The sequence below is a fragment of the Nonomuraea insulae genome (assembly GCF_042656245.1).
This window is the reverse complement of record NZ_JBHSPA010000027.1, coordinates 391,699-410,826: the sequence shown is the minus strand read 5'-3', so window position 1 is coordinate 410,826 and position 19,128 is coordinate 391,699. Positions and strand designations below refer to the sequence as shown.

Sequence of the window (19,128 nt, the reverse complement as noted above, 5' to 3'; positions counted from 1 at the left end):
GCGTAACCTCTGACCCGGCTCACCCGGACCTCGCCCGGTACAGCCGCACGATCCGCGCCGCCGCCGTCTCCAGCGCCCCTGCCGGGCAGCAGGTGTAGACCGACTGGCCACCCGAGCGCGTGTCGCTCATCGACCATCGAAACCGCCACCCCAGCGGCCCGCACTCGCACCACACCGGCAGGCCCACCGCCCAGACGCCCACCAGCGCGATCCCCGCGCACTCCGTGACCTCCGAGGCAATGCCGTACCGGTGCAGTTCCCCCGCCAGCGCGCAAGCCAGATCACCCGCCGGACTCACCACCGTGCGGGCACTCATGCCTGCCGCCCCGCGCTACCCTTGCCGCTCTTTCGCGCTTCCGCACTGGCCGTATCCTGTGCCATGGGTCAGGACCTCTATTCCTGATCAAGGCCCCGGACTACCCTCGGTGTTCGCGCACCGAGGCCGGGGCCGCTTAGCGGCTCCAGACAAACCGCGATGCAGAGCCGCGATCTGCCTACGTCGCTCCCCATGCAACCGCCAGCCGGGCTAGCGTGGGAGATGTTGCCCGTTGGCCCCTACCAACAGGCAACAGGCAACAGGCACCGGGCGACACAGTTTCACGTCGGTCCCCACCATTGGCTCCGAGACACGGGCGCGCTATGACGACCTTCGGCGAGAAGACGCAGGAGCTAATGAGTCAGCAGGGTTTCTCCCTGCGCAAGCTGGCAAAAGCCGCCAACTATGACGTCGGATACCTCTCCAAAATAGTCAATGACCACAAACCCCCGTCCGTGCCACTGGCCCAACGCCTGGAAAGCGTGCTGGGTGTAGACGGTGAGCTCATGGAGCTCGTGCCAGTCCTTCCAGACGTGACCGAGGATGTCATCGACATCCTTCGCCGTGTCCATAAACTCAACAGGTCGGTAGATCCTGCGATCATTTGCCAAATGCGCGACACTCTCGGGAATGCTGTAACAGGATACGAGCAGGCGAGCCATTCACACCTGGCCCCCATGCTTTGTAAACAGCGTGCCTGGATTGACGAGCTAATTCAGGACTGCAATGATCCGGCACAGCGTCAGCAACTCTTCGAAATCGCCGGGGGAACGTCCGGTGTCCTTGGCTATATAGCTACAGGACTAGGGAATTTCCCACTGGCTCGCGCCTACTGCGCTGAGGCATTTCAGCTCGCCACACTCGCTCAAACTGCCAACCTTCAGGCTTGGGCGCGTGGGATGCAAAGTTTCTGCGAATACTATGCCCACGACTACGACGAAGCATTGCGGCTAGCCGTTGACGGTCTTACTCACGCGGAATCGCAGCCGCAGAGCGTCCGCCTCACCCTAAACGGCGTGGCTCGCGCGCTGGGAAAACTTGGGGACGTTGAGGGCGTCCATAGCGCAGTCGCCAGTGCCTACGACCTCTTGTCATGCAATCAGGTTCCCAGCGGAGTCCCGTCCAGCATATCTCTCGGATGCTACAGTGCTGCACAGGCAGCTAGTAACGCAGCGACTGCCTACCTTTCACTCGGCATGCCAGACAAGGTTCGGCAGTACGTCACATTAGCTCTACCCGACATAGACAGTTCAGAATCCCCTTGGAGTCGCTCTCTGATCATGATAGATTACGCTGCTTCGTTGGTTCCCTCCGAAGACGCCGACGTCGAGCACATCAGCAGTCTTGCTCTCGATGCACTTAGCATTTCTGCGGGTCGCCCGATAATCTCAGTACAACAGCGTGCCATAGAACTTGTGCGTCAGGCATCCCAGCGGTGGCCCACCGCTGACCAGCTAGGCCAGGTTCGTCACGCCATCTCCGAATGGGGCGCTCGTTGACGAATGACACCCGCCCTGAAGGCACGGCGAACTCGTCTGATCTTGATGGGCTCAACCGGCGTTTCCGATCCCTTCGACAGCTCACCGATCACTGGGCACGCCCGGCCTCTCCGCGCGGATACTATTGGTACCTAACATTCGCGGCTGCGCCGCGATTGAAACCCTTGATCGAACGATCCCAAGAAGCAGTCTCTTTCCCATATTACGACTTGGTTCCTCTGGGAGATCTACACCTTACTCTCGACAGGGTCGCGTTCGAGAGCGACCTGACGCCAGAGCATCTGCGTGCCATCAATGCGGCAGCTACTCTCGCCTGTAGAGAAATATCCCCCTTCAGCATCACGGTTGATTCCCTGGGCGGCACACCAGGCGCAATCGGCTTTAGCGCTTCGCCGGCCAGGCCCATCGTGCATCTTCGCGACACTCTTCGCGAGGCGACTCTTTCCGTGTACCCTGACGCGCGAATTAAAAATTCAGAGCTTCATCCGCATGTGACAATCGCTTATTGCAACTCCAGCAATGTTCCCGCAGAGAAAGTTGTTGCGGCAGTCGAGAACCTGAGCATGCTCTCTTGCACTGACATCTGGGTCAAGGAGAGTTCACTCGTACTGCTTGAGCAGCGCCCGCGCGCCTACGCATGGCATGAGATTTTTCGTATCCCGCTGGGTGATGTGGATTCTACAGAAAACCTTTAGGAACCCCAAACCGGCCCCACAGCGTATTCCCGGGGTGCGGCGATTCGAATGCCTCCCGCTACCGACCTGGCCAGAGTCGCTTTTGGGGTGCTAGCGGGGTTACTGCCGACAGTAGGCGATCCCACTGCTGGCAGTAGGCCCCCTCGGGGAACATCTCACGGGTAGCGGCGGGGCTGGGGCATGACAGGACAATCCCCGCCGCGCGCGGAAACGGCGGGAATCTTCGTGCTGCCGCCATCGTTTTTGGTCGTCGATGCACACTCCGCGTCCACCCGCAAACGCTTCCTGTCCCGGGCTGCGGTCGCGGTGACCCCGCGGATCTCCGCCGGTCTCCTGGTTCGAGCGGGCGTGCGTGGCGGCGCCGGGGGGCGCGAGGTCGGGCGTGGCGGCGCGGGGGCGACGGGGTGGAGGTTGCCCGTCGGGCAGGGCGCGGTCCCGCAGCTCCGACTGCGCTCGGCCCGACGGGGGTTCAGGATGTCCTGATTCCGCCAGGATCGTAGTCTCGTAGAGAGGCGGCGTACCGGTATAAATACGTCCTCGTCACAAGCTGTCAAATGCCGGGCGCCCAGTTGGTGACGCGGCGCAGGACGTATTCGACAGGCCCGTAACGGTGCGTGCGGAGCCAGCGGGCGCTCAGCCAGAGCAGGACCGTGTAGATCACCAGGGCCACGCCCATCACGGCGATCGGTGACAGCTTGCCCGCCAGCCCCAGCCCGTACCCGGTGAAGACCAGGCAGGCCAGCACCGACTGGCCGACGTAGTTGGAGGCCGCCACCCGCCCGGCGGGTGCCAGGGCGCGCCCGGCGGCGGGGAAGCGGCGGATGACGCGGAGCAGGGTGGCCACGTACGCGGCGGCCAGCAGGATCGAGGTGATGTTGTTCACCGCCATGCCCACCAGCTCCATCGAGCCGGGGCTGTCGGCCGTCCAGGCGAGCAGGATGCCGCCGGGCACGCCGAGCCCGAAGCCGATCCACTGGATCCTGGGCAGCAGCCGCCACCACCGCTCGGGCTCCTCCAGCAGCCTCGACTTGCCCGCCGCCAGCCCGAACAGGAACATGGCCAGCGCCATCGGGCCCTGGAACAGCCAGATCACGATCACGAGCGGCGGGTACAGCTCAAGTTGCAGGGTCAGGAAGTCGAGCGGCCCGCCGGTGGCCAGGGCCAGGGCCCGCGCCGCCGCCTCGGGGTCGGCCGCCGGAGCCTGACCGGCCGTCGGGTCGAAGGTGGAGAGCCACGCCAGCGCCACCAGCGCCACAGCGATCACGCCGACGATGACCGACCCGATGACGACCGCGGTCCTGGGCCTGACGTTACGCAGGGAGAGCAGGATCAGGCCGAGCATCGCGTACAGGGTGAGGATGTCCCCGATCCACAGCAGGATCCCGTGCAGCAGCCCGATCACGAACAGACCCAGGCACCTGCGCAACGTCCTGGCCCGCACGCTCGCGCCCGCCCGTTCCGCCGAGCGCATCTGGAGCGTGAAGGAGTATCCGAACAGGAAGGAGAAGATGATGTAGAACTTGGTCAGTACGAACGCGGTGATGGCCACGGCCACCGGCCCGTCCGGGATGGGCATGCTGCCGGCCAGGGCGTAACCGGGGTCGGCGAAAAAGCCGATGTTCGCGACCAGGATGCCCGCCAGGGCGAACCCGCGTACCACGTCCACCTCGTGGACACGGCCGGCGAGCGGTGTGCGCAGTTCCGTCATGAGCCGAACGTACGAACGGCGCCCTCCCTCCGGCATCAGCCCTTGGTCTCCACCGGGGCGACCAAAGCATCACCGGCTCCTGCCGGCGCGCCAGACCCGATGTGACCATAAGCGCGCCATTCACCAAGTACGGGCCTATCCCAGCAACCCCTGCCGCCGCGCCGCCGCGGCGGCCTGCGTGCGCGTGGAGACCTCCAGCTTGCCCAGGATGTTGGACACGTGCACGCTGACGGTCTTCTGCGCGATGAACAGCCGCTCCGCGATCTCCCGATTGGTCATCCCCTCGGCGACCAGCCGCAACACCTCGACCTCCCGCGCCGTCAGCCCACCATCACTGGCCCCGCCACCGCCGCCGCCCCCGAACCGGGCCCGCCGCCCGAACTCCAGCAACGCGGCCTCCAGCGGCACGGCCCGCAACTTGCCCGCCGTCTCCCTGGCCAGCTCCCACTCCCCCAGCGCCGCGTCCCGCTCGCCGCCCGCCAGCAGCGCCTCGGCCAGCCGCCACCGGGCCCGCGCCGTCTCGTAGACGAACCCGAAGTCGAACGCCTCGACCACGCGCCGCCACGCCTCCACGTCGAGCCGCCCGTGCACGCGATGCCACTCGGCCTCCACCCGCAGCGCCCACGCCCGGCCCTCGGGCCCCAGGTATCCGCCCTCGCCCAGGGGTCCGGAGTCGACGGCGCGGCGGGCGCGTTCGCGCAGGTTGTCGGCCCCCTCGGTGGTGCCGAGCTCGGCCAGCGCCCACAACCCGATGGCGACCGGCCGCAGCACGCTCACCTCGCCGTCCGACACCGCGTCGATGGCCGCGCGCGCGTGCGCGAGCCCCGCCGCCGGGTCGCCGTGCCAGAGCGCGTGCTCGGCCGCCAGCGCCCTCGACATGTACGCGGCCAGCTCGTCGGACCAGAACGGCCGCAACCAGGTCAACCGGCTCTCGACCACGGGCAGATCACGTGCGACCTCGATGAACAGGGCGAACGACGACAGGATGGCCTCCGGCAGCGTGCCCACCCGCGCGCCGAACCCGCACGCCACGGTCTCGGCCTGATCCCACTCCCCGGCCACGTAGTGGATGAGGAAGCGCAGAAAGCGCAGGTCGGTGCCGTAGGTGCTCCACTTGAGCCCGGTCTCGGACGCCATCCGGATGCCCTCGTCGGCCACCTCGGCGGCCTGGGCCAGCAGCCCCTGCTCGTAGTGGATGCGCGCGTGGTGGAAGCGGGCCCGCAGATCCATGGCCAGGTCGCCGGTGCGCCCGGCGGAGGCCGTCTCGACCAGCTCGTGGGCCGTGTCCACGTCGCCCCGGTGCTCGACGAATACGGCCAGCGAGAGTAGCGCGCCCACCTCGGCGTCCTTGGCCGCGGCCGCGCGGGCGGTCTCGAGCGCCCGCGCGCACAGGGCCTCGACCTCCTGGTGCCGCGGGCCCCACAGCAGCGTGCGGGCGTAGGTGGCCAGCGCGCGGGCGAGCGCGGCCTGGTCTTCCGCGCTCTCGACCGCCCGCTCGGCCGCCGCGACCGAGCCGGTCCTGTCGTCCATCTCGTAGAGGTAGTAGGCCAGCCGCTCGCTCACCTCGGACGTCGGCGGCAACACCCGCAACTGGACGACCGCCCGATGGTTGTCGCCGCTGTCGGCGGCCATGACCGCGCTGCGGAAGGCCAGCTCGGTCCGGCTCTCCCCGGCCAGCCCGGCCGCGTCGTCCACCCGGTCCCACAGGCCGAGCGCGCGGTCGTAGTGGTCGTGGGCCTCGGCGGGCGCCCCGACCCGCTCGGCCACCCGCCCCGCCTCGGCGGAGGCGGCCAGCGCCCCGGCCAGGTCGTGACCGGCGAGGTAGTGATGGGCCAGCTCGGCAGGGGAGGTGAGCAGGCGGGCGAAGGCGGCGTGCAGCCTGGTGCGCTCGCCCGGCAGCAGGTCGGTGTAGACGGCCTCCTGGAGCAGCGCGTGGCGGAAGGCGTAGCCGTAGCCGTCGACCTTGAGCAGCCCGCGCGAGACGATCTCCCTGACCGCCTCCTCGAACTCGGCCAGCGGCAGCCCCGACACCTCCCGCAGCAGCTCGTCCTCCACCCGGCGCCCCGCCACGGCGGCGGCCCGCAACACCCGCTGCCCGGCCTCGGACAACACCTCGACCCTGGACATCAGCAGGCTGGCCAGCCCGTCGGGCAGGCTGTCACCCTCGGCCATGGCCGCGAACAGCTCCTCGGCGTAGAACGGGTTGCCGTCGGCGCGGGTGACGATGAGGCCGAGCTCCTGGGCGTCCACCTCGCCAAGCGTGGTCACGTAGTCGGACATCTCGCCGGCGCCCAACGGCTTCAGCTCCACGTTCATCACCGTGGGCAGGCGCTTGAGCTCGGCCAGCACGGACCTGAGCGGATGGCGGCGGTGCAGGTCGTCCGTGCGATAGGTGCCGACGACGCAGACCCGCTCGTTCTGCACCATGCGGCTGAGGAAGACCAGCAGATCGCGGGTGGAGCGGTCGGCCCAGTGCAGGTCCTCGATCACGAACAGCACGGGCTGCAACTCGGCGAGCAGCCCGAGCAGCGAGCCGAACAGCCGCTGCTGGGTGAGCCCGGTGGAGGGCGCGCTCTCGGTGCCCGGCAGGAGCTGGCCCAGCATGGGGTGGGCGGCGGCGGCCTCGCGCACGGGCGGCTCCGCGCCGCGCAGCGCGTCGGCCAGCGGCAGGTAGGGCAGGGCGTCGCCGAGCTCGGCACACTGGCCGATCAGCACGTTGAAGCCGCGCTCGCGGGCCACGGCCGCCAGCTCGGTGATCAACCGGGTCTTGCCGATCCCGGCGTCCCCGCCGACGAGCGCCACCCCGGCCACACCTTCGGCGGCGGAATCAAGCACCCGCACCAGCCCGGCCAGCTCAGTAGAGCGCCCGACGAGAAGACCGTTCACGCCTGAAACTATGCCACGCCCGGCCGACAATGGATTGGTCCGGTCAACCAGCCGTAGATTGGCCTTCATCGACCTACCAAAGCCACTTTACGCTGCTGTTTTGTGATACCTCCCGCAACCTTCGCCCTCTTCGTGACGGCCTCCCTCGCCCTGGTGCTCATCCCGGGCCCGAACCACCTCTACATCACCGCCCGCGGGCTCGCCCAGGGGCGCGCGGCGGGCCTGGCCAGCGCGTTCGGCGTGGAGACGGGCACGCTGGTGCACATCGCCGCCGCGGCGGCGGGCCTGTCGTACGTCATCTCACGCTCGGCCACCCTCTTCGCGATCGTCAAGTGGGCCGGCGTCGCCTACCTCGTCTACCTGGGCATCCGCGCGTTCACCGGCAAGGAGCAGGAGCCGGGCGAGGCGAAACCGCAACCACTGGGCAAGGTGTTCCTCGAAGGCATGCTGGTCAACCTGCTCAACCCCAAGGTGGCGCTGTTCTTCCTGGCGTTCGTGCCGCAGTTCGTGGACCCGGGCGCGGGCTCGCCCGCGCTCCAGGTGGTGCTGTTCGGCCTCATTCTGCTGGTCCTCGGCGTGATCTCCGACATCGTGTACGCCTTCGCCGCCGGCGCCCTCGGCCAGCGCCTGCACCGCGCCGCCAGACCCCTCCGGTACGCCAGCGGCGTCGTCTACCTCGGCCTGGGCGTGGTGATGGCGTTCGCCGGGAGAAAATGAGCCCTATGGCGCCCAGGAAGCAGCAGGAGATCTTCGACGCGACGTTGCGGCTGGCCGCGGAGCGGGGCTACGACGGCCTGACCGTCGAGGGGGTCGCCGAGCGCTCGGGCGTCAACAAGACGACGATCTACCGGTGGTGGCCGTCGAAGGCCGCGCTGCTGGGGGCGGCCCTGGTCGAGTCCGACCTGCTGGGCTTCGAGGCGCCCGACACGGGGAGCCTGCGCGGCGACCTGGTCGCGCTGGTGGAGGGGGTCAGGCGGCTGCTGACCGAGCCTCCGGGCAGCGACATCGCGGTGGCCGCGCTCAGCGCCGCCGTACGCCATCCTGAGCTGGACGCGCGGCGCTTCTTCGCCGACCGGTTCGCCAGGGAGCGGGAGATCTTCGAGCGCGCGGTCGGCAGGGGCGAGCTGAAGGGGTCGGCGGACCCGATGCTGATCGTCGATCTGCTGGCCGGGGCCGTGTGGATGCGGGCGGTGTTCAGGGGGTCGCCGGTGGACGACGACTTCCCGGCGGAGGCGGTCGCGGCGGTGCTGGAAGGCGTACAAATCCTATGACGGTCGGCATGCGCGGGCCCGTGGCAGGTCCAGCGCAAGAACCTCACCTGAGAAGGTCAGGGGGCCTCCGCCAGGGCGGCGGGGATGCGGTCGAGGACCGGGTGCGGCACCAGCCCGTACGCGTAGAAGTCCACGGCCAGCGCCCCGGCCGCCTTGGCGCCGCGGGCCTTGGCCACCAGCCGGTCGGCGGAGTCGCTGTCGGGATAGCCGGGCCGCAGCACGGCCCGCACCTCCCGGTCCTTGCCCACGGAACGCAGGTAGGCGCCCACGTCGTCGGCCACCCGCGCCGCGTCCCGCGCGTACGCCAGCACCCCGAACGCGGGCACGAGGTCCCCCAGCGCCACCAGGTCGACCCCGAACTGCCAGGCGTCGTGCGCGGCCAGGCCGGGCGTCGGCAGCCCGTCGGTGTAGCCCTTGACCGCCCCGGTCGAGTCGATGAACACCAGCTTCGAGCCCTCGCCCGCCACCGCCGAGGCCACCTCGGACACCAGCGTGGTGACCGTCTCTGAGCGCGCCCTGGCGTAGGCCACCACGTCGGGCCCCGCGTACGCGGTCAGCGCCGCCCTGGTCACCTCGCCCTGCGCGGCCGGGTCGCCGTCGAACACGCCGCCCACGATCCTGGCGCACTCGTCGCGCGCCACCTCGGCGTTCACGCCCAGGTCGGTGGCCCGGCGCATGCAGTAGTCGCAGAAGCAGAGCCCGAACAGGTAGGCGTCCATCGGGCCGAGCGGCACGAACGAGCGCTGCGGTTTGAGCGGCCTGAAGTGCAGCGACTCGGCCACCACGCTGTCCACGCCGAGCCTGGCCACCGCCCTGGCCAGCGCGACGGCGTATTCGCGCGCGTCGGGGTGGGCGGGGCACAGGTCAGTGAGGGAGCCGCGGTCGCCGAAGCAGTCGCGCACGGTCACATCCGGATGCTTGGTGCCGATCGTGGCGTTGCGCAGGAAGACGGTCCATCCGTGGAGCTTCATGGACCGCTTCGCGCACTCCTCGCGTACACCGTCGAGAGCGTCCAGATAGCCGGGCACGGGAGAGAGCCGGAGCCCTTGGAACAACTCGGGCGGCGGGGTGAAGTGCGCCCCGTCGTGGCGAAGGGTCAGGCGGGACAGCCCGTGCGGGGTGACGTCGCGGGAGGCGTGGTGCACGGCGCCGACGGTGATGCCGGACACGCCATAGCCGCTGATCCTGTCGAGCACCCGCTCGACGCCCTCGCCGCGCAGGTCCTCGACGAAGACGTACACCGAACTGTCCACAACCAGACCTTAAGCGCTCTTGTGAGCGACGAAGTCGATCTCCACCAGGATGTCCATCAGTTCGGACCCGACGGTCGTGCGGACCGGGTAGGGCTGGTTGAAGTACGACTTGTACACCTCGTTGTACGCGGCGAAGTCGCGCTTGAGGTGCTGCAGGTGGACCGTGGCCTTGACCACGTCGTCGAAGCCGAGGCCGTGCGCGGCGAGGATCGCGCCGAGGTTGCGCATGACCCGGTGCGTCTGGGCGGCGACGTCGTCGCCGACGACCTCGCCGGTGTGCGGGTCGAGCGGGCCCATGCCGGAGGTGTAGACGAAGTCGCCGACCACGAGACCCTGCGAGTAGGCGCCGACCGGGGCGGCACCTTCAGTAGTCCTGAGCTCCTTTTTCACGAAATCTCCCTAGAAGTTGGTGCTTATCGTGCCAACGACACGGTAATCCCGGTTCACCAGCGGCAGCACGCGCCACTTGTCGAAGGCCGTGCAGGGATGGGAGATGCCGAAGGCCAGCAGATCACCGGGCTTGAGCCCGTCGGCGCGGACCACGGTGTGCTGGTCCTGCATCTTCATGATCGTGACGCCGTCGCGGCGCGGGATCGGCAGGCCCTCGTCGTAGGGCGCGTCGCGCTTGCCCATGCCCACGATGGCCAGCCCGGGCTCGGGCGTGGACAACACGTGGGCCCACACCTCCAGCGCGGGACGCAGCTCGCCGTCGATGCGGTTGAACGGCGTGTGCTCCCGGTAGTAGCCGTCGTCGTGGGTGACGTAGGCGCCGCTGCGCAGCACAATCCTGGCCTGGGTGGCGACGAGCTCACGCCCGATCACGTCGAACCACTGGCTGCCGCCGACGGTGAGGATGGGGTTTCTGACGCGGACGTACTCGACGGCTTCCTGCAACGAGTCAAGATATTTCCGGACTTCTTCACCGGTCTTGAGCCCGCCCTCGTACCCGGCCACCCCCGCCAGCTCGACGCCGGGCGTGTGCTGCGCGTACGAGGCCACCTCCAGGAGCTCCTCCAGCGTCCTGCACCCGGCCCGCCCGCCTTCGTGCCCCAGCTCCGCCAGCACCCGGAACGGCCGGGACCCGGCGTGCCTGGCCAGGATGTCCACCCCGGCGATGGAGTCGGCGAAGCTCAGGAACTCGAACTCCGGGTCACGCTCCAGCTCGTGGGCCGCCCAGGTGAGCCCCGCGGGATCGACGACCTGGTTGGCCACCATGATCCGGCCGGCCCCGAACCCCCTGACCGTCCGCGCCTGCCGGGGCGTGGCCACGGTGAGCCCCCAGGCCCCGGCCGCGAGCTGCAGGGTGGAGATCTGAGCGGACATGTGCGTTTTCGCGTGCGGAGCCAGCTCCATGCCATGGTCGCGGACGAAGCCCGCCATCGTGGCCACGTTGTGCTCCAGCGCGTCCCGGTGCACCACCATCGCGGGAAATTCGAGCCCGCCGTCGAAGACCGACTGACCGAGGATCGCCGGCACAACACCCCCTTCGTCCGCGTCCGACCCTATCCCAACGGCCGCAGCGCCCGTCCGGAGGTCGCGCCCGTGAGCTCGCCCCCGGCCAGCACGCGTACACCGGACACGAACACGTCATCGACCCCCTCCGCGAGCGTGCGCGGAGCCGGGTAGGTGGCCAGGTCACCCACCGTGGCCGGATCGAACACCACCACGTCGGCCGCGAACCCCCTGCGCAGCAGCCCCCGGTCCGTCAGCCCGAAACGCCTGGCCGGGTGGGCGGACAGATGCGTCACGGCCTGCTCCCAGGTCCAGTCCCCCAGCTCCCTGACGTGCCGCCCGAGGAATCGGGCGAACGCGCCGAATCCGCGCGGATGGGGATGACCGCCCACGTAGATGCCGTCGGAGCCGCCGGTCTGGGAGGGGTGGCGGAGCATCCGGCGTACGGACTCCTCGCCGTGCGGACCCTCGTCGGGACGGGCGGAGACGACGCCCGCCTCCAGCCGCGTCTCCGTCAGGAGGCGGCGGCAGAACGCGGCCGGATCCACGCCCGCCCGCTCGGCCGCCGCCACCATGGTCAGCCCCTCGGCCCATTCGAGCCCCGGCGCGTGCGAGACGGTCAGCCGGGGCCAGACGTCGCCCAGCGTCGGCCACCACGCGTCGAGCGCGTCAGAGTCGATCATCTCCAGGGCGGCCTCCGGCTCGGCGCCGGGCACGGACGGCGGCAGCACGACCATGGCCAGGATCGTGTTGCCGCGCAGGTAGGGGTAGGTGTCGAAGGTGAGGTCCACGCCCTTGCCGAGGGCCTCCTCGACCAGCGGCAGCAGTACGTCGGCGGGCCCGTGCAGGTGCGAGACGTGCACGGCGGCGCCCGACCGCCCGGCGATGTCCATGACCTCGGCCATGCCGAGCCCGGCCCGATCGCCGTAGGCGCGCATGTGGGTGACGTACGGGAGCCCGCCGAGCGGGGCGCACAGGGCGGCCAGCTCCTCGGCGTCGGCGTAGCGGCCCGGCAGGTATTCGAGCCCGGTCGACAACCCGGCCGCGCCCTCCTCCAGCCCCCGCTCGACGTGGCGCACCATCTTCGCCACGTCGCCGGGCGAGGCCGGATCGGGCGAGGGCCCCATGACGTCGTAGCGGATGGTGCCGTGAGGCAGCAGGTAGGCGGTGTTCAGCGCCACGGCGCGGTCGTAGCGGCCGAGCAGCTCCGCGACGGTCATCGGCCCCTCGGTTAGTGCCCCGTTGACGGCGGCGAAGTAGCGCGACGCGTAAGCCACGGTCGCCGCCGAACCGGGCGCGAAGGACAGACCATCCTGCCCCAGGACGAACGTGGTCACCCCCTGCCGCAACGCCGCCCGCTGCACCTCCGGGTCGAACACGGCCGCGTCACCGTGGGCGTGACAGTCCACGAAGCCGGGCGCGACGAGCCGCCCGGTCGCGTCGATCACACTGCCCGTCTCGGCGCCGTCCAGCCTCCCGACCGCGACGACCCGATCGCCGGAGATCGCCACATCCGCCCGGTACGGCGGGGCGCCCGTCCCGTCGAGCACCCTGCCGCCGCTGATGACCACATCGAAACTCACACCTGGATTCAATCAGAGGGGCGATCCGCCGGGGTGCACTGCGTGATCACGCCCACGGGCCGCTCGGCCAGCAGGTCGCGGGCCTGGGAACGGGCCAGGTTCCAGCCGTTCCAGGGGTCGGGCCTCGACAGTCCGTTCGCGTCGACCACGGCCGAGAGCACACAGCTGCGCTGCGGCTCGGGCAGCCGGTCCAGGGCGGGCACCGCCTCCGCGCCGAGGTCGCCGAGGTAGTCGGAGTCCATCTTCGTGACGCCGCGCACCTCCACCTGCGTCTGCGCGACCTGGAGGTCGGGGTTGACGAGCGCGAAGGTGCCCAGCCCGAGCCCGGTGACCAGCACGATCGTACGGGGCAGCCAGCCGGACCCCCGGCCCGTCAGCCGCGCCGCGCCCGCCAGCAGCACCAGCGCGAACAACACGCCCAGCCACCACACCGTGGCCTGCACGGACAGGCGCAGCCTGGACAGGCCGTAGGCGTCGGTGTAGAGGTTCATGCGGTGCAGGGCCGAGGCCAGCACCACCATGGTCAGCGCGCAGAGCACGCCGAGCAGCATGGCCAGCAGCCAGCGCTCGCGCCGCTCGACCCTGAGCAGCCCGGCCGCCACGGCCACGATGCCCAGCACGAACACGCTGACCACCACGAGCTGGAAGAACCCCTGCCTGGCGTACTCGGCGTAGGTCAGCCCCGCCGTCCTCAGCACCAGCGTGTCGCCGCCGAACAGCGCCGTGATCTGCACCGCCACGAACGCGGCGAACAGCAGGTTGACCGCCGTCAGCGGCACCAGCCAGATGCTCCCGCTCACCCTGAACTTCGTATCGGGCCCCACCGGCTCCATGACGGGCCGCAGCGCCACCAGCACCACGGCGGCCAGCAGCACCGCGAACAGCACGAACAGGAAGATCCGCCCAGGCACCGACTCGGCCCAGACGGGCGTGGTGGTCAGGCGCTCCACGTACGAGGCGAACACCGCGTCCGCCGAGGAGAACAGCAGCCCGAACACCACCAGCAGCACCGCCGTGATGCCGAGCGCGATCACCATCGGCAACACGCGCCGCTTGGCCGTCAGCTTCTTCACCGGCTGGGCCAGGAACCACGGCACCGGGCCGAGCGCCAGCACCACGGACACGCCGCCCCTGATCACGCCCAGCCACCCGGCCCCGGCGCCCGAGACGGCCAGCGCGCCCAGCCCGGCCCCCGCCACGAGCAGGAGCGCGACCAGCCAGTCGGCGTCGCGCACCGCCGCCATGGAGATCAGCCAGTACGCCGTCACCCCGAACGCCACCGTCCACGGCGTCATCCGCCGCATCACCGCCGGCAGCGTCGCCACGCCCAGCACCATCGCGACCAGCACAATCCCCAGCCCGACCTGCGCCTCCGGCAGTGCCACCGCCGCGAACACCCCGGCTCCCGCCGCGGCCGGCAGCAGCCATCTCGGGGGCTCCGGCAGCTCGGGCCTCGGGAAGAGCGGCGGCGGCACGTACCGCGGCGGCCCTCCCCCCTGGTTCTGGTACGTCCCCACCGCCTGGTACGCCGCCGCCCGCCTGCCGGACCCCGCCCCCATGGCCGCCCCGACGGCCCCCAGGAGCGCGATGCAGCCGACGAACGTGACCAGCGCCATCCCGTCGCCGAAGGTCACACTCATGAACACGGCCCCGAACATCCCCACCAGGAACCCGATGAGCAGCCCGATGACCGTCCCCCCGATCATCCTGGCCAGCCCGCCGGCAGGCGACGGCTGAGGCCCCCGGTACCCAGGCCCTCCGTACCCCGGCCGCCCAGCCCTGGGCCCGCCGAATCCACCGGGACTGCCGGCGTCGGGCACGCCCGCGGCGACCACCACGTCGCCCGGGGCGGCCTGACCGTCCGCGGGGGCGCCTTCCGCGACGCCCGGCCCCTCCGCGACGCCCTGGACAGCTGCCAGAGCGACCGCGACCGGTGCCGGCTCGCTCGCGGGGACAGCGGCGTCCGCCTCGGCGGCGGCGACCGCAGGGGCGGCCTGGCCGTCCTCGACGACAACGGGCCTGACGTCCGCCGGGTCCGGTGCGGGCGCCGTCACCTCGGCCGTGACGCGCTCCAACCGCTCGTCCTCCCCCAAAGCAGCACGCTCAGCCTCTAATGGCACGTCCGCCATCGTCGTCCTCCCTGGTAGATCGACGACCATCCGGCACCCCGGACAGTCATCGATGCGAATGGAACCCCCGTGCAGCTCGACGATCTCCTTCACGATGGCCAGCCCCAGCCCGGCGCCCCCGGAGTCGGCGGCCCGCCCGGCGTCCAGCCGGGAGAAGCGCTCGAACACGCGCGCCCGGGCCGAGGAGGGGATCCCTGGCCCCTGGTCGGAGACGGCGAGCCGCACCCCGGCCTCGCCCTCCGGCAGCACGCCGACGGTGACCTCCCCGGACGGAGGGCTGTGCCGTACCGCGTTGTCCAGGAGGTTCGCCAGGACCTGCGCCAGCAGGTCGGGGTCGGCGCGCAGCACCAGGCCGGCGGGGACGGACGGCCGGATGACGACGTCCTCGCGCGCCAGTGAGGCCTCCATGACCGCCTGCTCGACCAGCGGCGCCAGCTCGACGGCCTCGGCCTCGATCAGGCGGGTGCCGGAGTCGAGCCGCGACAGGTCCAGGAGCTGGGCGACGAGGCGGCCGAGGCGTTCGGTCTGGGACAACGCGGTGCGCATCGTGACGGGGTCGGCCGCGGAGACGCCGTCCACGACGTTCTCCAGCACGGCCCGCAGGCCGGTGATGGGTGTGCGCAGCTCGTGGCTGACGTTGGCGATCAGTTCGCGCCGCTGCCTGTCCACCTCCCCGAGGTTGGTCGCCATCGCGTTGAACGCCCTGGCCAGCTCCCCCACCTCGTCCCTGGAGGTGGCGCCGACGCGGAGCGTGTAGCTGCCCTTGGCGATCGTCTGGGCGGCGCTGGCCATCTGGCGTAACGGCTTGGTCATGCCCATGGCCAGCACCTGCACCATGATCAGGGCCAGGACCACGGCGACCGCGATGCGTACCTCGCGGGAGAAGCCGGAGTTGATGCCGACCTCGTTCACCACGAAGGCCGTCCCCACGGCCAGCACGATCACGATGCCGAGCTTGACCTTGATCCGGCCCAGGAAGTCGAGTGGGTTCATCGCCGCACCAGGGCGTAGCCGACGCCGTGCACCGTGCGTACGACGTCGGAGCCGAGTTTGCGGCGCAGCGCGCGTACGTGGCTGTCCACGGTGCGGGTGGCCGCCGCCTCGGAGAAGCCCCAGACGTCGGACAGCAGCCGGTCGCGCTCGAAGACCTGTCCCGGCCGCTCGGCCAGGCGGCGCAGCAGGTCGAACTCGGTCCTGGTGAGCTGCGCCTCCACCCCGCGCACGAACACCCGGCGGGCGGCGGAGTCGATCTCCACCTCGCCCACCCTGATCACCGTGTCCTCGACGGCGAGCTGGGCCGCCCGCTCCACCCGCCGCAGCAGCGCGTGGATCCTGGCCACCAGCTCCCGCATGCTGAACGGCTTGGCCAGGTAGTCGTCGGCCCCGACCCCGAGCCCGACCAGCACGTCGGTCTCCTCGCCGAGCGCGGTCAGCATGAGGACCGGCACCGGCCTGGCGGCCTGCATCCTGCGGCACACCTCCAGCCCGTCGAGGCCGGGCAACAGCCGGTCGAGGATCACCAGGTCGGGTTCCGCGCTGCCGTACTGGACGAGGGCGTCCTGCCCGTCACCGGCCACTCTGACGTCGAACCCCTCGGCGGCCAGCCTGTTCCGCACGGCCAGGGCTATCGTCACGTCGTCCTCGACCACCAGGATGCGTCGCTGCTCTGCCACGTACGAAGCCTAGAAGCGCGCTGTGCAGACGACACTCCTAAATTCGTGCACAAACAGTGCAGACTTGGCTGGTGAACACAGCCGGATACCTCCGCCGCCTCGGCCTGCCCCATCTGCACAACGCCCCCACCAGCGCGGACGACCTGCGCTCGCTGCATGTCGCGCATGTCGAGAAAGTCCCGTACGAGGCGCTGGAGATCTGGCTCGGCCGCCCCACGACCGTCGATCCGCTCGAATCCGCCGAGCGGATCATCCGGGGCCGCGGCGGCTACTGCTACCACCTCAACGGCGCGTTCTCCGCGCTGCTGGCGGCCCTCGGCTACGAGGTGACCAGGCACGTCGGCGGCGTGCAGAACCACGACGCCGAGCCCGGCATCACCGCGAACCACCTGGTGCTCACCGTGCGCGGCCTGCCCTCGCCGGACAATCCGGGCGGCGAGTGGCTGGTGGACGCCGGGCTCGGCGACGCGCTGCACGAGCCGCTGCCGCTGGTCGCGGGCACCTACCGGCAGGGCCCCTTCCAGTACGTGTTGCGCCCGTCGGAGGTCGCGCCCGGAGGATGGCGGTTCGACCACGACAAGAGCTGTGGGTTCCGCGGCATGGACTTCGGCATCGAAAAAGCGGAGATGTCCGCGTTCGCCGACATGCACAGCCATTTGACCACGTCACCGTCGTCCGGCTTCGTACGCGTGGCCACGGCGCACCGGCGCGACGCGTACGGGGTGGACAGCCTGCGCGGGCTTCTGCTGACCCGCCTGGGGCACGGCGCGCAGTCGGTCACGCTGAGCTCGTCCCATGACTACTTCGCGGCCCTGGCGGACATCTTCCTGCTGCCGCTCGACGACGTGAGCCCCGCCGAGAAGGACCAGCTCTGGCGCAGGGTGCACGAGGCCCACGAGAGCTGGCTCACGGGCCGTCCCGCATGATGACCCCGCTGCCGTCCTGGCGCTATCGTGCACCTCGACATGGCTGAGAGCAGGAAGCTGAACGGTCGCTACCGGCTGCTGAACACCCTGGGCACGGGCTCGGTACGCCTGGCCTTCGACGAGCTGGAGCACCGTGACGTCGCGGTGCGGCGGGTGCGGGTGCCGCCTGAGTTGCGCGACGCCGCCCTGTTCGAGGCGCGCAGGGCCGCCGGGCTGCGGCATCCCTTCATCGTGGGCGTGCTCGACGTGCTGCTGGAGGAGGGCTCGCCGTGGCTGGTCATGGAGTTCGTCTCCGGGGTCTCGCTGGAGCAGGCCGTACGCTCGCGCCGCCCGCTGCCCGTCCCGCAGGCGGCCAGGATCGGCGTCTGCCTGCTGGCGGCGCTGACCGTCGCCCACGAGGCGGGGATCGTGCACGGGCGGGTCGATCCGGGCAACGTGCTGCTCACCGCGACAGGGCGGGCGGTGCTGACCGGGTTCGGCTATCCGAGCCTGAGCATGTTGCCCTCGGCCGACCTGTGGTCCCTGGCCGCCACACTGCACTTCGCGGTGGAGGGCCGCCCGCCGGGCCAGGTTCCCGCGGAGGGCGCCGGCCCGTTCAGGTCGCTGGTCAGGGCGATGTTGCACCCGTCGGGGCCGCCCCCGATGGAGGCGGTGCGCGAGACGCTCGACCGCCTGGCCGTGGACCGGCCGCTGGACGCGGTCGTCGAGGCCTCGGGGCCGCTGCCGCCCGCCCAGGTGGCCGCGATCGGGCTGGCCGTCCTCGACCGGCTGGCGAACGTCTTCCACGGCGGGGTGCAACCGGGCAACGTGCTCATCGACGCCTCGGGGCGGGCCCGGCTGACGCCGCTGCTGAGGACGGGAACGCTCCCGGCGTACACGGCTCCCGAGGGCGCGCCGACGCAGGCCGCCGACCTGTGGTCACTCGGAGCCACCCTCTACCTCGCCGTCGAGGGCGTGCCGCCCGCGCCAGGCGCGGCGCTGACGAGGGCAGGGGCGCTGGCTCCCGTCCTGCTCAGGCTGCTGTCCGGCAACCCGTTGGAACGTCCCACGCTGGACGAACTGCGGCGCGATCTCATGAAAGTCCTTTGACGGTCCGCACAACAATTGCGATACATCGCGAATGGAACCATGGCGGTGGGTTCACACGTTGGACAGACGACGCAGAATGTGGGAGAGGCGGGGCGTGCGCTCCGCGTTCGGAGGAAGTTGAGGATGTCACCAGTACAGAAGTACGCCATTGCCGCGGGAGCCGCGGTTCTGTTCTCGCTGATCTTCTTGCCTGGATGGGTTACCTTGCTGGTCGTCCTCGGCGTGGTGGCCGCTCCGGTGGTCGGTTACATGATGCTCGACCCGTCGCAGCGCGAGAGGCTCAAGAGGGCCCGCAGGCGCGGCATCGGCCATTGAGCCCTTCGCGGCGGGGGCCTCAGGCCTCCGCCGCGGCCAGCGCCGTCTGCACGCGCTGGGTCACCCTTCGTTCGACGTAGAAGGACAGGAACGGCACCGTGCCGCCGAGCATGACGCCGAGCATGTACGGCCACGCCCAGCGTGCCTTCATGCCCAGATTCATGACCGCGATCAGGTAGATCATGTAGAGCCCGCCGTGAATGGGGGCGATGACCTTCGACATGGACGCGTCGCCGAAGCCGTAGCGCAGCACCATGGCCACGCAGAGCACGAGGAGCATGACGCCCACCACATACGCGAGCACCCGGAAGGGCTTGAGAGCCGATTCCACCG

The 19,128-nt window shown here is 70.2% G+C and carries 17 protein-coding genes; 7 read left to right on the top strand and 10 right to left on the bottom strand.

The window, feature by feature from the left end:
- Positions 1 to 19: 19 nt before the first annotated feature.
- Complete coding sequence (locus tag ACFPZ3_RS24210) at positions 20 to 316, bottom strand: hypothetical protein (protein ID WP_379516494.1); 297 nt, start codon at positions 314 to 316, stop codon at positions 20 to 22.
- A gap of 323 nt (positions 317 to 639) precedes the next feature.
- Between ACFPZ3_RS24210 and ACFPZ3_RS24205 the strand changes: the two genes are divergently transcribed.
- A complete protein-coding gene (locus ACFPZ3_RS24205; RefSeq protein WP_379516493.1) occupies positions 640 to 1,815 on the top strand; it encodes a helix-turn-helix domain-containing protein in 1,176 nt (391 codons plus the stop codon).
- Positions 1,816 to 1,979: 164 nt separating this feature from the next.
- A complete protein-coding gene (locus tag ACFPZ3_RS24200; protein ID WP_379516492.1) occupies positions 1,980 to 2,510 on the top strand; it encodes a 2'-5' RNA ligase family protein in 531 nt (176 codons plus the stop codon).
- 550 nt (positions 2,511 to 3,060) lie between these two features.
- Here ACFPZ3_RS24200 and ACFPZ3_RS24195 read toward each other — a convergent pair.
- Both ACFPZ3_RS24195 and ACFPZ3_RS24190 read right to left on the bottom strand, forming a co-directional pair.
- On the bottom strand, positions 3,061 to 4,218 hold the full coding sequence (locus ACFPZ3_RS24195) for a DUF418 domain-containing protein (protein ID WP_379516491.1): 1,158 nt from the start codon (positions 4,216 to 4,218) through the stop codon (positions 3,061 to 3,063).
- Positions 4,219 to 4,353: 135 nt separating this feature from the next.
- Entirely contained in the window at positions 4,354 to 7,104 is a 2,751-nt protein-coding gene (locus ACFPZ3_RS24190) for an ATP-binding protein (protein ID WP_379516490.1), read from the bottom strand.
- A gap of 102 nt (positions 7,105 to 7,206) precedes the next feature.
- On the opposite strand from ACFPZ3_RS24190, the gene ACFPZ3_RS24185 reads away from it, so the two are divergent.
- Both ACFPZ3_RS24185 and ACFPZ3_RS24180 read left to right on the top strand, forming a co-directional pair.
- Positions 7,207 to 7,821 carry a LysE family translocator gene (locus ACFPZ3_RS24185; RefSeq protein WP_379516489.1) on the top strand — a complete coding sequence of 205 codons (615 nt, stop codon included), beginning with the start codon at positions 7,207 to 7,209 and terminating at the stop codon, positions 7,819 to 7,821.
- Positions 7,822 to 7,826: 5 nt separating this feature from the next.
- Complete coding sequence (locus ACFPZ3_RS24180) at positions 7,827 to 8,375, top strand: TetR/AcrR family transcriptional regulator (protein WP_379516488.1); 549 nt, start codon at positions 7,827 to 7,829, stop codon at positions 8,373 to 8,375.
- Between the two features lie 56 nt (positions 8,376 to 8,431).
- Here ACFPZ3_RS24180 and ACFPZ3_RS24175 read toward each other — a convergent pair whose 3' ends face one another.
- From ACFPZ3_RS24175 to ACFPZ3_RS24150, 6 genes are read right to left on the bottom strand one after another with little or no spacing between them, the layout of a single operon-like run.
- Positions 8,432 to 9,628 (bottom strand): hypothetical protein, encoded by a 1,197-nt coding sequence (locus ACFPZ3_RS24175; protein ID WP_379516487.1) that lies wholly within the window; start codon positions 9,626 to 9,628, stop codon positions 8,432 to 8,434.
- A gap of 9 nt (positions 9,629 to 9,637) precedes the next feature.
- Positions 9,638 to 10,018, bottom strand: a complete 381-nt coding sequence (locus ACFPZ3_RS24170) for a RidA family protein (protein ID WP_379516486.1) — start codon at positions 10,016 to 10,018, stop codon at positions 9,638 to 9,640.
- 9 nt (positions 10,019 to 10,027) lie between these two features.
- Positions 10,028 to 11,104 carry an alanine racemase gene (locus ACFPZ3_RS24165; RefSeq protein WP_379516485.1) on the bottom strand — a complete coding sequence of 359 codons (1,077 nt, stop codon included), beginning with the start codon at positions 11,102 to 11,104 and terminating at the stop codon, positions 10,028 to 10,030.
- Positions 11,105 to 11,130: 26 nt separating this feature from the next.
- Positions 11,131 to 12,663, bottom strand: a complete 1,533-nt coding sequence (locus tag ACFPZ3_RS24160) for an N-acyl-D-amino-acid deacylase family protein (RefSeq protein ID WP_379516484.1) — start codon at positions 12,661 to 12,663, stop codon at positions 11,131 to 11,133.
- Between the two features lie 8 nt (positions 12,664 to 12,671).
- Positions 12,672 to 15,785: a DUF4153 domain-containing protein gene (locus tag ACFPZ3_RS24155; RefSeq protein WP_379516483.1), complete on the bottom strand. Its 3,114-nt coding sequence runs from the start codon at positions 15,783 to 15,785 to the stop codon at positions 12,672 to 12,674.
- Positions 15,782 to 16,465, bottom strand: coding sequence for a response regulator transcription factor (locus ACFPZ3_RS24150; RefSeq protein WP_379516482.1), 684 nt, complete (start codon positions 16,463 to 16,465; stop codon positions 15,782 to 15,784). Before ACFPZ3_RS24150 ends, ACFPZ3_RS24155 begins: the two co-directional genes overlap by 4 nt.
- Positions 16,466 to 16,536: 71 nt before the next feature.
- Here ACFPZ3_RS24150 and ACFPZ3_RS24145 point away from each other — a divergent pair, with 71 nt between their 5' ends.
- The 3 genes from ACFPZ3_RS24145 to ACFPZ3_RS24135 all read left to right on the top strand — a co-directional run bounded on the left by ACFPZ3_RS24145 (position 16,537) and on the right by ACFPZ3_RS24135 (position 18,795).
- Complete coding sequence (locus ACFPZ3_RS24145; RefSeq protein WP_379516481.1) at positions 16,537 to 17,391, top strand: arylamine N-acetyltransferase family protein; 855 nt, start codon at positions 16,537 to 16,539, stop codon at positions 17,389 to 17,391.
- A 39-nt stretch (positions 17,392 to 17,430) separates the two neighbouring features.
- Positions 17,431 to 18,480, top strand: coding sequence for a protein kinase domain-containing protein (locus ACFPZ3_RS24140; protein WP_379516480.1), 1,050 nt, complete (start codon positions 17,431 to 17,433; stop codon positions 18,478 to 18,480).
- A gap of 123 nt (positions 18,481 to 18,603) precedes the next feature.
- Positions 18,604 to 18,795: a hypothetical protein gene (locus ACFPZ3_RS24135; protein WP_379516479.1), complete on the top strand. Its 192-nt coding sequence runs from the start codon at positions 18,604 to 18,606 to the stop codon at positions 18,793 to 18,795.
- Positions 18,796 to 18,814: 19 nt separating this feature from the next.
- Here ACFPZ3_RS24135 and ACFPZ3_RS24130 read toward each other — a convergent pair whose 3' ends face one another.
- Entirely contained in the window at positions 18,815 to 19,126 is a 312-nt protein-coding gene (locus ACFPZ3_RS24130; protein ID WP_379516478.1) for a DUF3817 domain-containing protein, read from the bottom strand.
- Positions 19,127 to 19,128 lie beyond the last annotated feature (2 nt).